This is a genomic window from Corynebacterium sp. HMSC05E07 (assembly GCF_001807225.1).
GTDB classification, from domain to species: domain Bacteria; phylum Actinomycetota; class Actinomycetes; order Mycobacteriales; family Mycobacteriaceae; genus Corynebacterium; species Corynebacterium singulare.
This window is the reverse complement of the sequence record NZ_KV788209.1, coordinates 41,396-53,380: the sequence shown is the minus strand read 5'-3', so window position 1 is coordinate 53,380 and position 11,985 is coordinate 41,396. Positions and strand designations below refer to the sequence as shown.

Genomic DNA, 11,985 nt, shown 5'->3' with positions numbered 1-11,985 from the left:
CTCGCGCAGCGGTCACCGACTGCGCCGCGGTAACGCTGGGCAGGTACCCTGGTTGCTTATGACATTGACGCATCTGGACGAGTTCACCCGCGCCCTGCCGTACTCCCTGGATGACTTCCAAATCGAGGGTTGCCAAGCCGTCGAGGACGGCCACGGCGTGCTGGTGTGCGCGCCTACTGGTGCTGGTAAAACCATCGTCGGCGAATTTGCGGTCTCCCTTGCGCTGAGCCAGGGCACCCGCTGTTTCTACACCACGCCGATTAAGGCACTGAGTAATCAGAAGTACCACGACCTCGTCGAAGCCCATGGTGAAGACGCCGTGGGCCTGTTGACGGGTGATGTCTCTATCAACTCTTCCGCAGACATCCTCGTGATGACCACTGAGGTGCTCCGCAACATGATTTACGCTGGCTCCGGTGCGCTCGAGCGGCTTACCCACGTGGTCATGGATGAGATCCACTTCCTTGCGGACGCCTCGCGCGGTGCAGTCTGGGAGGAGGTCATCCTCAATCTTGATGAACACGTCTCCATCATTGGCCTCTCCGCCACCGTGTCGAACTCGGAGGAGTTTGGACGTTGGCTGAGCACCGTGCGCGGTGATACCACTGTCATCGTCAGCGAGAACCGCCCCGTACCACTGGACCAGTGGATGATGGTGGGCCGCAAGATATACCCGTTGTTCGAACCGAATTCTGGCGGTCAGGTCAACGCGGAGCTTGCCCGGCGCATCGAGCGCTTGGAGTCGGGGGAGCGCTCGGCTGGTAGCTCTTCTGACGCCTACGAGAATAAGCGAGCTAGCTTCCGCTCGCGGGCACGCCACAAGGGCGGGGGTCGTGGCAGGCACGGTGACCGCAACGGTGGCGGTCACGACAGGCGTAGTGGTGCACCCCGTGCACAGGACCGCTATCGCCCGCTCGGCCGCCCAGAAGTGCTCAAAGAGCTGCAGTCCATGAACATGCTGCCGGCAATTACCTTCATCTTCTCCCGTGCAGGGTGTGACGGGGCGCTCTACCAGTGCTTGCGCTCGCGCATGGTGCTCACCTCCCCGGAGGAAGCGACGGAGATCAAAGCCATCGTGGATAAAGGTGTGGAAGGCATCCCCGAGGAGGACCTCCAGGTTCTGGACTTCAAGCGCTGGCGTGAAGCTCTGTCGCGTGGGTTCGCTGCTCACCACGCAGGCATGCTTCCGGCATTTCGGCATATCGTTGAGGAGCTCTTTGTCAAGGGTCTCGTCCGAGCCGTGTTTGCCACTGAAACCCTTGCCCTCGGCATCAACATGCCTGCCCGCACCGTGGTGTTGGAGAAGCTCATCAAGTTCAACGGCGAAGCGCACGTTGACCTCACGCCAGGCCAATACACGCAGCTCACTGGTCGCGCCGGCCGCCGTGGCATCGATACGCAAGGCAACGCGGTGGTGCAGTGGGCGCCGGCCATGGACCCCCAGGCGGTGGCTGGCCTTGCCTCAACGCGTACCTACCCGCTGATTTCTACGTTTGAACCCGGCTACAACATGGCCATCAACCTGTTGGGGATGCTGGGATTCGAAGAATCCCTGCGCCTGTTGGAGAAGTCCTTTGCCCAGTTCCAGGCAGATGGCTCCGTGGTGGAGGAGACCCGTGAGATCGAGCGTGCTGAGCATCGCGTTCGCGAACTACGCGCACAGCTCGACGACGCGATTTCTCATTTAGCACCACCCACCACGGATGGTGAGGATGCCGCGGAGGTCCTTATGGACTACATGCGGCTGCGCCACGCCTTGAGCGATGAGGAAAAGGCAGCCCAAGCCAACAAGAAGAATGAGCGCCGTAAAGAAGTCGCCGCTGTTCTCGCGCGTCTCCAGGTCGGTGAGGTTATCGCCATCGCAACAAGGAAGCGCCCCACGTTAGCCGTTGTCATTACCCCTGCCAACCAATCTGCTGACCCCCGCCCATGGGTGACCACAGAATCGGGATGGTCCGGGCGTATCGACGCCGAGGGCATTGAGAATCCTCCCATCTCCGTTGGCCACATGAAACTGCCGCGCGCGGCGCAGAAGAATCCGCGCCGCCACATCAAGTACGTTCAGGATGCCTTCAAGCGGGACTTTTATAAGCGTCCGAAAAAGATGCGCACTGCGCCGCGGAATCGCCCCAACAGGAAGGTCGGGGAGTTGCGTGACGCCATCCGCCAACACCCGGTTCACCACTGGCCGGCAACTGATCGAGAGCAACTTGCTGGTGTAGCCCAGAAACTTGCCCGCCGCGAGCGCGACCTGGCCAAGCTCGAAGCCAAGGTAGAGCGTGCTACCGACACCCTCGGCCGCACCTTTGAGCGCATTGTTGATCTACTCTCTGAAATGGACTACGTGGAGTTTGAAGGCTTCGGCGAGGACCGTGAGCCAGTGATCACTGATGAGGGCGAACGCCTTGCCAAGATCCATTCCGAATCGGATCTCCTCGTAGCGCAGTGCCTGAAACGCGGTATCTGGAATGACTTGGATCCCGCGGAGCTGGCAGGTGTGGCATCGCTGTGTGTCTTTGAAAATCGCAAGGCCACGCGCGGTGAGCCCGGTGCAGCCACGGATCCCATGGCGGATGCCATGGACGCCACTTGGCGTATCTACACCGAGCTCGTGGCGGATGAGAGGCGCCACAACCTTCCGCAGACGCGTGAGCCGGAACCTGCCTTCGCACTGGCCATCCATCAGTGGACCGCGGGCGCGCCGCTGGCCTACTGCATGGCAGCGGCCAACGAGGCTGGCGCCGAGCTTACCCCCGGTGACTTTGTGCGCTGGTGCCGCCAAGTAGTGGACCTGCTTCAGCAGGTGGCTAAAACCGGCTACGAAGAGGGCATTCGCCGCAATGCCCGGCGCGCCATCGATGCTATCCAGCGCGGTGTCGTCGCCATCGGCGCCTAATCCCATTCCAAGGCTCAGTTCACGGCTTCTTGGACCGGGTCTCATGTTCATCCGCCCCTGCAAGGAGCGCGGTCGCAGCAGCCACGAGTGCTGGGCGGTGTGTACCAACGAGTGCGAGCGTGGCAATGCGCAGGTTCTTCCCGAAGGGATTGAGTATGAGCGCTTGGGTGCCCACGACGTCATCGCCCACCAGTGCCGGTCCGCCGGAATCACCTTTCACCGCGGGCACTGTGTTGAACACCATGCCGGCGGGGGAGACGGTCGTCAGAAAGTCAACGGACCACGTGCGGAAGAAAGGCATGAGAAAGCGCCCTCGGCGTTGTTGGGCGCGCCGAGCCTTACCGCCGTAGCCCCACGTCACAATCTCCTCGCGGAAGCCTGGGGTCCGTGTGGTCAGCCCCGGCACATCACGGGGAGGAGCTGGGCTGTCCAGCAAGCACAGGGCCATGTCTGTGCCATCAATGGTGCGCACGGCTGTGAGCCTGCGGTTGAATCCGCCGCTAACTTTGTAGTGGTCCCCTTCCTCAATCCCATCACGGAAGAAATGGGCGCAGGTGAGCACCAGCTGGGCGCGGAGCTGCGGGCGGGGTAGAAGGGAGGCGTCAACAAGCACACCCGAGCAGTAACCCTGTCGGGTGCGAATCTTGACGGCAGCGGGATGAGGCTCCATGAACTCCAGCCTAACGAGGAGCCCGCGTACAGCGCGGTAGGCTGGCGGGCATGACTGATTATCCTTCCCGCCTTCAGCGCGCCCGTGAGGCAGTGGCTGCCCAAGGAATCGATGTGGCACTGGTAGGCACCGGTGCCGAGTTTGCTTATCTCACCGGTTCCTGGGTGTCCTCCCATGAACGTTTGACCTGCCTAGTGATTCGCCCTGATGCTGAGCCAGTTATCGTGGCTCCCCGCACGGATATCGAATCCCTTGAGGGCGTTGCTGCCCGTTTGCGTGGCTGGAGTGACGGCGAGAATCCATACGCACTGGCGTTAGAGGGGTGTACACCAAAGAAGGTTGCCCTGGGTTCAAGCCTGACGGCCGATCACGTGTTGCGTTTCCAGGAAGTGCTTGATGGCTCTTCCTTCGTTCTCGCCACCACCGCCCTCGCTGATCTGTTTACGCGCAAAGAGGACGAGGAGATTTCGGAACTGCGCCACGCCGCACGAGCGATCGATGCGGTACATGCGCAGGTACCTGGACTCTTGCAGCCTGGACGTACCGAAGCCGAGGTTGCCGAGGACCTTCGGACCCTCATCTTGCGAGAGCACACGTCGGTGGATTTCATCATCGTTGGTTCCGGTGCCCACGGCGCGAACCCGCATTATGACTTCGGAGAACGCATTCTTGCAGCAGGGGATCCGGTTGTCGTCGACATCGGAGGTACTGTGCCCTCGGGTTATCACTCCGATTGCACGAGGACTTATGTCGTAGGCGGCGATCCAAGTGCTGCACCAGAGGACTTCCTGGACGCCTATGCGGTGCTGGAGCAGGCCCAAGCCGCCAGCCGCGCAACCATCCGCCCGGGAGCGACCGCCCAGGACATTGACCGCGCCACCCGTGAGGTCATTGAGGAAGCTGGCTGGGGAGAGTTCTTTACGCACCGCACTGGCCACGGTATCGGGCTCTCAACCCACGAAGAGCCTTTCATCATGGCGGGAAACAGTTTAGAACTAGCTGCGTCTATGGCCTTTTCCATCGAGCCGGGCATCTACGTGCCCGGGAAATGGGGAATGCGCTTGGAAGATATCGTGGTGACCACTGAGGATGGTTATGAGTCCCTCAACCAGGCACCGAGGGAGCTGCGCTAATGGGAGCACTGCTCATTCTGGGTGGACGCAGCGACATAGGTGGCGAACTCGCCCGCAGGCTCTGCCAGGGCCGCCCGGTGGTGTTGGCTGCGCGTGGTGATCAAGGCATGGAAGCCCTCAGCGAGGAACTCGTTCATGCCGGGGCAACCGCCGTCCATACACTATCTTTTGATGCCATCCAGGTAGACCAGCACCGCGAAGTAGTGGCACAAGCTGCCCAGCTGGCCGGCGAGGAGATCACAACCGCCGTGGTGGCCTTCGGCATCTTGGGGGATCACAACCGCGCAGAGCACGATGAAGCCCACGCTTTCGATATCGCGCTGGTGGACTATGCAGCGCAGGTGTCCATGCTCACCGTGCTAGCTGATGTCATGACGTCGGGCCACATCGTCGCCTTTTCCTCCATCGCTGGATGGCGAGCCCGCCGCGCCAATTATGTGTACGGCTCGACCAAAGCCGGACTCGATGCCTTTTGCCAGGGTCTGGCAGATCGCCTCCATGGCAGCAAGCTCGCCCTCATTACCGCACGCCCCGGATTTGTCATAGGTTCTATGACCAAGGGAATGAAACCTGCTCCGTTGTCCGTTACGCCAGACAGTGTGGCTGAGGCCGTCACGAAAGCCATTGAGTCGGGGACTGAGTCACGAACCGTGTGGATCCCTCGTGCGCTCCAACTCCTAGCCTGGGTCATGAAGCTCGTGCCGCGTCCCATCTGGCGGCATATGCCGCGCTAATCCTGAAGGTGCGGCGAGTTCACGTCGAAGATAAAGCCCCGCGGGGCAAGCACCCGCAGAACAACGTCGGCATCGCCATCGGCAAGGTCGTGGATAACGAGGCCGCGCCACGGAGTGACAGTGACCGGCGCATCGAGCTGTGCAATCAGTCCGGCGTATTCACCTGGCAAAGCGCCCTTGTGGAGACCCGCGCCCAGATCGACTCGTCCTTCGGCAGTGTGCTCGGTAAGCCAACCAATTGGTGCGGGGTGCAGGGATTCCGCTGCCTCCGCTGCCGAATCTGAAGTAGGGCTATCTACCTCATCTATGGTCTTTAGGAGAGCGGTGATGAGGGCGGGGAGGGCGTCGTCAAGCGCAAGCTCCTCGCCTTTTACCTGACCTGCCTCGATGAGGCGAACAACCGTCGAGTCCTCAGGTGTGCGCAGCTGCAAGCCAGTGGACACGCCCTGGCTGAGGATGTCACCTAGGCCGCCATCGATACCAATAACGGTCTCACGTAAAGCGTTCCCCTCCGCTTCGTGTTCAGCAAGTGCAGCCGAGATCTCTTCAGCCACGCGGGCAGCAACCGCTCGCGCCTGCGCAGACAGGGGAGAGGCCACGACGCGTGGAGGAGTCCGTGGAAGAGACACACTGCTCACCGCAGCCTCATCATCAACTCCGCGAAGGGTGAGCACGCTGTGCTCTTCGAGATACACATAGCCATCGGCGTGCTCGCGCGCGACCTGGCCCAGCGCTAGCCACTGCTCAGGGGTGACCACGCCGCCGGCGGGATAGAAGTGCAGGGTATGGGACATGGTGGGCTAGTCTAATAGGCCTGGGAGGGGCAACAGCGAACCGGCTGGTAAAGCAAGTAGGGTAGGCAGCATGCCCTTTGTTCTGTTCATCGCGTACATCCTTCTGGAAACCCTCGCCTTCTGGGCCGTCGCGCAGTGGATCGGCGTCCTCTGGGCCCTACTTGCCCTAGCGCTGACCATGTTCTTCGGCATGACCATTGCCAGCCTGGAGGTGCGCCGCATGATGTCGAGCCGCATCCGCCAGGCAGGTGATGGCATGTACGTCATGGAGGATCCGACCCCTGGAAAGACAGCCGGCAACGTGGGCCTGACGATGGTGGGAGGCATTCTGCTATCCATGCCTGGCTTCGTGTCTACTGTGCTCGGTGCGCTGTTTATCTTTGCACCAACGCGTTCGCTGATTCGCATGATGCTAGCAGCGTCGATGTTTAAGAAGATTGAGGACATGGGCATCCGCGCCTATGAGGCCTCTCCGATGGCTCAGCACCGAGACTCCTATGGTTCCTTCGGCAACGCCGGCCCGATGACGCCGAATACCCCGTCTCCTGAAGTGATCGACGAGGACGAGCTGCGGGATTGGACCAAGAACGTCAAGCCTGAGGACTTTGAGGACGGCAAGAACTAGTGCTGGGGATTATCGCTCGACTGATCCTGGCGGCCACATCCGGCGCCGTCACCTACCTCGCCATCGAACCGCGGGGTTGGTGGGCAGCCGGAATTATCGGCGTGGCGCTGCTGGTGGCTGCGCTCGCGCCGTGGCGCACGACTGAGCCTTCCTTGGCATGGTCCGCACTCATCGCCGCAGTGCACAGTGCTGTGCTCTACGTGTTCACGCTGCCGTGGATTGGCGAGCTTGTGGGCTCGATGCCCTATATCGCACTGGCGTTGTTTTTGTCCCTCTACAGCATCCTGCTCGGCATCGGCGGGTCTGCGCTGCTGCGCTGGAAGTACGGCTTCGCGCTCTTCCCTTTCTTTTATGTTGCGGTGGAGATGCTGCGCTCTTCGGTACCTTTCGGCGGCTTTTCCTGGGTCCGCCTGGCCTGGGGGCAAATTGAGGGGCCACTGGCTAACCTCGCACCGTGGGGAGGCCCCGCTCTCATCACCTTCGCAGCAGTGTGTGCAGCGGCAGGTGTGGTGGGATTGGCTCGTGCACCGAGGCTCGCCTGCGCGCTCATTGCGCTTCCCCTGTTGGCAGGCATTCTGGCAGGACAGGGGATAGGTCGTGATTCACGGACCACGGGAACGGTGACCATCGCGGCAGTGCAGGGCAACGTCCCGCGGCTTGGCCTGGACTTCGCAGCGCAACGCCGCGCGGTGCTGGACAACCACGTGCGCGTCACTGAACAGGCCGCCCACGACGGCGCACACCCTGACATCGTCATCTGGCCCGAGAATGCCTCCGATATCAATCCGTTCACTAACAAGGACGCACGGATGCTTATCGACGCCGCCTCCCGCGACATCAACGCCCCCATCCTCGTCGGCACATTAACGACAGATGAGGTGGGCGCGCGCAACACCATGCAGGTGTTCAACCCGGATGGTTCGGCAGGTGAGCATCACCACAAGAAGTACCTGCAGCCTTTTGGCGAGACCATGCCGATGCGCGACTTCTTTGCCAAGATCACCGATCTGGTGGAGCTTGCAGGGGATATGAAACCCGGAGATGGGCCCGGTGTAGTCACCATGGCTGGCACGACGGTGGGCATTGCCACTTGCTATGAGGTGAGCTTTGACCAGGCCGTCCGCACTGCCATAGATAACGGCGCGCAGATCCTGACCACGCCTACCAACAACGCCACCTTCAGCGATTCCGACATGACCTACCAGCAACTCGCGATGAGCCGGTTGCGAGCGATGGAAGCTGACCGGGCCGTCGTCGTGGCCGCGACCTCTGGAGTCTCCGCCATCGTTCATCCAGACGGCAGCGTGAGCCAAGCTAGTGGCATCTTTGAGCCTGCCTACCTTGAAGAAGAACTCCCGCTACGAGAAGGACGTACTTTTGCGGTGCGTTATGGTTCGATCCTGCAATGGCTCATGACTATTATTGGAACGGTCTGCGCGCTGCTGGCGGTCTATTCCACTTCCTTTACTACCCGGAGCAGCACGCCTCGTCTTAAACCTAAAGGAGCAAAGAACTAGTGAGCTCGACCCGCGAATCCACCCTGGTCATTATCCCTACCTACAATGAGATTGAGAACCTGCCGCTGATTACCGGCCGCGTGCGTAAAGCCACGCCTGAGGTTCACATCCTCATTGTTGACGATAACTCCCCGGACGGCACCGGCGAGGCAGCCGACAAGCTGGCAGCGGAGGACTCCAACCTTCACGTGCTGCACCGCGAGGGCAAGGGTGGCCTGCTGGGCGCTTATATCGCTGGCTTTGAGTGGGGTCTGGAGAAGGATTACCAGGTTCTGTGTGAAATGGATGCGGATGGCTCCCACGCACCAGAGCAACTGCACCTGCTGCTCGAGGAGATTGAGAAGGGAGCCGACCTCGTCATTGGTTCCCGCTACGTGCCGGGCGGCGAAACCGTCAACTGGCCGGCCAACCGTGAGCTTCTCTCGCGTCTGGGCAACAAGTACATCTCCGTCGCACTCGGCGCAGGAATCAGCGACATGACCGCCGGCTACCGTGCCTTCCGCCGTGAGCTGCTCGAGCACCTTGACTTCGATGACCTGTCTAAGGCCGGTTACATCTTCCAGGTGGACGTGGCTTTCCGCGCCATCAAGGATGGTTTTGACGTTCGCGAGGTGCCGATCACCTTTACCGAGCGTGAGCTGGGAGAATCCAAGCTGGACGGTTCTTTTGTTAAGGACTCCCTCCTTGAGGTCACCAAGTGGGGCGTTGCTCACCGTTCCGAGCAGGTCAGCGATTTCAGTGGTGAAGTGTCCAAGCTGGCCAGCCGCACCGTGGAAGATCTCGAACTCGGCGCAAAGGCCACCAAGATCAAGAACGCCGTGAGCGAGTTTATCGGTGACGTTACCCACTTGGTTCAGCGCTCGAGCAAGCGCTAGACGTCCTGCGTGAACCGTGGTGGCCCGTGAGCAGATTCTGCTCGCGGGCCTTTGTGGTAATGACCAGTTGCGGTGCTAATGTCGTAGGTAGCACTATCCCCGGTGCGGCGTGATTCAATTCACGCCACTCTCACACTATGGATCGTTCGGCACGTACCTGCCGATGGAGGAGTTCTTGCTATGGCAACCGTACAGTTTAAAGATGCGTCCTTGACCTATCCGGGCGCTTCAGAACCAACCGTAAAGAAATTCAACCTCGATATCGCCGACGGCGAGTTCCTCGTACTCGTCGGACCTTCCGGTTGCGGAAAGTCCACAACGCTGCGCATGCTGGCGGGGTTGGAGAATGTTACCGATGGAGCCATCTTCATCGGTGACAAGGACGTCACTCACGTTGCTCCGCGTGACCGTGACATCGCTATGGTCTTCCAGAACTACGCGCTCTACCCGCACATGACCGTGCGTGAGAACATGGGCTTCGCCCTCAAGATTGCTGGCAAGTCCCAGGATGAAATCAACCAACGTGTGGATGAGGCCGCGGCCACCCTGGGCCTTACCGAGTATCTAGAGCGCAAGCCAAAGGCACTGTCGGGTGGTCAGCGCCAGCGCGTCGCCATGGGCCGTGCCATCGTGCGTAATCCGCAGGTCTTCCTTATGGATGAGCCGCTGTCGAATCTCGATGCAAAGCTGCGTGTTCAGACTCGTACCCAGATTGCAGCCTTGCAGCGCAAGCTCGGCGTCACCACCGTATACGTCACCCACGACCAGACTGAGGCCTTGACCATGGGTGACCGCATTGCAGTACTCAAGGACGGCTATCTGCAACAGGTGGGCGCACCTCGCGAGCTCTACGACCGCCCAGCAAACGTCTTTGTCGCTGGCTTTATTGGCTCGCCAGCGATGAACCTTGGCACCTTCACTGTCCAGGATGGCGTCGCTACATCCGGCCACGCACGCATTAAGCTCTCTGAGGAGACGCTTGCTGCGATGACTCCGGAAGACAACAATCGCATCACGATTGGTTTCCGCCCCGAGGCCTTGGAGATCATCCCGGAGGGCGAGCCGACTGAGCATTCCATTCCCATTACCCTCGACTTTGTTGAGGAACTCGGCTCTGACTCCTTCCTCTATGGAAAACTTGTCGGCGACGGGGACTTGGGCTCATCCGCAGAGGACGTTCCCGAATCCGGCCAAATCGTCGTACGTGCGGCCCCGAATACTGCACCGGCTCCGGGCAGCGTCTTCCACGCTCGCATCGCGGAAGGCGGCCAGCACAACTTCTCGGCGTCGACAGGCATGCGCCTACCGTAGTTCACACGAGGGAAGGGTGGCTCACCGTGAAAGAGTCCATGAGCATCACCTCTTCGACCTATGCGTCTGCACTCCTCACGCTGCCATGGGATACGCCCTTGGAGCAGTGGCCGCATGAGCTCATCGCGGCCTTGCCCAGGGGAATTTCCCGGCACATTGTGCGCTTCGTTGGGGTCAACCGCGGCATCGTCGCGGTCAAGGAGATTGGTGTGCGCACCGCTCACCACGAATACAAGATGCTGCGCGAACTCCAGCGCCTTGGCGCGCCCAGCGTTCGGCCCGTAGCCGTGATCACTGGGCGCCTTCCAGCGGATGAAAGCTACGGCGAACTCACAGCAGCTCTGGTGACCGAGCACTTGGAGTTTTCGCTTCCGTATCGCGAGATTTTCTCTCGGCAGCTCACCACCATAGAAGCCGAGAAGTTGATTCGGGCCTTGTCTGTGTTGCTCGTGCGTATGCACCTGCTCAACTTCTATTGGGGCGATGTTTCTCTGTCCAATACTCTCTTTCGCCGTGATGCCGAAACTTATTCGGCTTACCTGGTGGACGCAGAGACTGGCGAGTTTCAGCCCAATCTGTCGGAGACACGCAGGCTTTACGACGTCGACATTGCCCGTGTCAACATCATTGGTGAACTCATGGATCTGCAGGCGGGAGACTGCTTGGACTCCACCATTGACGTTATCGCCCTCGGTAGTCTCGTCGAGAGCTCCTACCTGGAACTCTGGGAAGAACTCACCGCGGAAGAAGCAGTCGATGCGAGCGAATACTGGCGTGTTTCCGAGCGAATCGATCGGCTCAACCAGCTTGGCTTCGACGTTGGTGAGCTCAAAGTCACGAAAGATGACTCCAAGCACACGGTTCGCATCCGCCCCGTTGTTGTAGATCCAGGGCATTATCGTGCCGAGTTGCTCAGTCTTACAGGTCTGCGGGTCGAAGAGCACCAAGCCCAGCGTCTGCTGAGCTCCATCCAGGCTTATCACGCAGTGGAATGCGGACCTCACGTGGGGCTAACTCAAGCCGCGCATCGTTGGATGACACAAGAATATGAGCCCACCATTGCCGCCGTTCCCGAGGACATGATGGGCAAGCTCGAGCCCGCCCAGATTTTTCATGAAATAACAGATCATCGGTGGTTCCTTGCAGAGGCTAGGGGAGAGGCGGTATCGCTTCCAGAGGCCACCTCCTCCTATCTCGCCACAGTGCTACCCGCACGCCGCGATGAGGCCCGCCTGCTGCGCACCGAATCCATGCCAGAGGAGACGGGCTAAGTCGATATCACCGCGAGCTTTGTTATAACCGCATCAGTGTCCCCGCCCGTAGCATCAAAGCAACATGGGCGGGGATTCTTGCATGGAAGTTCCCTGCGCTTGTGTGGGTTTTAAGCCCGATTGCCCCATAAATGGGGCCTTTTATGGTGAGTTGATATG

The 11,985-nt window shown here is 60.3% G+C and carries 10 protein-coding genes; 8 read left to right on the top strand and 2 right to left on the bottom strand.

Annotated elements, in window-relative coordinates:
* The first annotated feature begins 58 nt into the window (after positions 1–58).
* The gene (locus HMPREF3149_RS02720) at positions 59–2,896 is read left to right on the top strand and encodes a DEAD/DEAH box helicase (protein WP_070536419.1); all 2,838 of its coding nucleotides are present in this window, start codon (positions 59–61) and stop codon (positions 2,894–2,896) included.
* 19 nt (positions 2,897–2,915) lie between these two features.
* On the opposite strand, the gene HMPREF3149_RS02715 is transcribed toward HMPREF3149_RS02720, so the two are convergent.
* Complete coding sequence (locus HMPREF3149_RS02715; RefSeq protein ID WP_239179153.1) at positions 2,916–3,566, bottom strand: hypothetical protein; 651 nt, start codon at positions 3,564–3,566, stop codon at positions 2,916–2,918.
* A gap of 50 nt (positions 3,567–3,616) precedes the next feature.
* Between HMPREF3149_RS02715 and HMPREF3149_RS02710 the strand changes: the two genes are divergently transcribed.
* Complete coding sequence (locus tag HMPREF3149_RS02710) at positions 3,617–4,699, top strand: M24 family metallopeptidase (protein ID WP_070536417.1); 1,083 nt, start codon at positions 3,617–3,619, stop codon at positions 4,697–4,699.
* The gene (locus HMPREF3149_RS02705) at positions 4,699–5,433 is read left to right on the top strand and encodes an SDR family oxidoreductase (RefSeq protein ID WP_070536415.1); all 735 of its coding nucleotides are present in this window, start codon (positions 4,699–4,701) and stop codon (positions 5,431–5,433) included. Before HMPREF3149_RS02710 ends, HMPREF3149_RS02705 begins: the two co-directional genes overlap by 1 nt.
* Here the strand turns inward: HMPREF3149_RS02705 and HMPREF3149_RS02700 are convergent.
* Positions 5,430–6,227 (bottom strand): cobalamin biosynthesis protein, encoded by a 798-nt coding sequence (locus HMPREF3149_RS02700; RefSeq protein WP_070536414.1) that lies wholly within the window; start codon positions 6,225–6,227, stop codon positions 5,430–5,432. The genes HMPREF3149_RS02705 and HMPREF3149_RS02700 overlap by 4 nt on opposite strands.
* Positions 6,228–6,297: 70 nt before the next feature.
* Between HMPREF3149_RS02700 and HMPREF3149_RS02695 the strand changes: the two genes are divergently transcribed.
* The 5 genes from HMPREF3149_RS02695 (at position 6,298) to HMPREF3149_RS02675 (ending at position 11,826) form a co-directional block, all read left to right on the top strand.
* A complete protein-coding gene (locus HMPREF3149_RS02695) occupies positions 6,298–6,852 on the top strand; it encodes an FxsA family protein (RefSeq protein ID WP_070536412.1) in 555 nt (184 codons plus the stop codon).
* Entirely contained in the window at positions 6,852–8,369 is a 1,518-nt protein-coding gene (gene lnt, locus HMPREF3149_RS02690) for an apolipoprotein N-acyltransferase (protein ID WP_371440939.1), read from the top strand. Before HMPREF3149_RS02695 ends, lnt begins: the two co-directional genes overlap by 1 nt.
* Positions 8,369–9,244, top strand: a complete 876-nt coding sequence (locus HMPREF3149_RS02685) for a polyprenol monophosphomannose synthase (protein WP_042530871.1) — start codon at positions 8,369–8,371, stop codon at positions 9,242–9,244. Before lnt ends, HMPREF3149_RS02685 begins: the two co-directional genes overlap by 1 nt.
* 180 nt (positions 9,245–9,424) lie before the next feature.
* Positions 9,425–10,555: an ABC transporter ATP-binding protein gene (locus HMPREF3149_RS02680; RefSeq protein ID WP_070536410.1), complete on the top strand. Its 1,131-nt coding sequence runs from the start codon at positions 9,425–9,427 to the stop codon at positions 10,553–10,555.
* A gap of 26 nt (positions 10,556–10,581) precedes the next feature.
* Positions 10,582–11,826, top strand: coding sequence for a DUF4032 domain-containing protein (locus tag HMPREF3149_RS02675; RefSeq protein ID WP_070536408.1), 1,245 nt, complete (start codon positions 10,582–10,584; stop codon positions 11,824–11,826).
* Positions 11,827–11,985: the final 159 nt, after the last annotated feature.

Excerpts from the sequence above, each read along its gene's own strand:
- HMPREF3149_RS02720 (WP_070536419.1), top strand. The coding sequence starts at position 59 with ATGACATTGACGCATCTGGACGAGTTCACCCGCGCCCTGCCGTACTCC.
- HMPREF3149_RS02695 (WP_070536412.1), top strand. The coding sequence starts at position 6,298 with ATGCCCTTTGTTCTGTTCATCGCGTACATCCTTCTGGAAACCCTCGCC.
- HMPREF3149_RS02710 (WP_070536417.1), top strand. The coding sequence starts at position 3,617 with ATGACTGATTATCCTTCCCGCCTTCAGCGCGCCCGTGAGGCAGTGGCT.
- HMPREF3149_RS02715 (WP_239179153.1), bottom strand. The coding sequence starts at position 3,566 with ATGGAGCCTCATCCCGCTGCCGTCAAGATTCGCACCCGACAGGGTTAC.
- HMPREF3149_RS02680 (WP_070536410.1), top strand. The coding sequence starts at position 9,425 with ATGGCAACCGTACAGTTTAAAGATGCGTCCTTGACCTATCCGGGCGCT.
- HMPREF3149_RS02700 (WP_070536414.1), bottom strand. The coding sequence starts at position 6,227 with ATGTCCCATACCCTGCACTTCTATCCCGCCGGCGGCGTGGTCACCCCT.
- HMPREF3149_RS02705 (WP_070536415.1), top strand. The coding sequence starts at position 4,699 with ATGGGAGCACTGCTCATTCTGGGTGGACGCAGCGACATAGGTGGCGAA.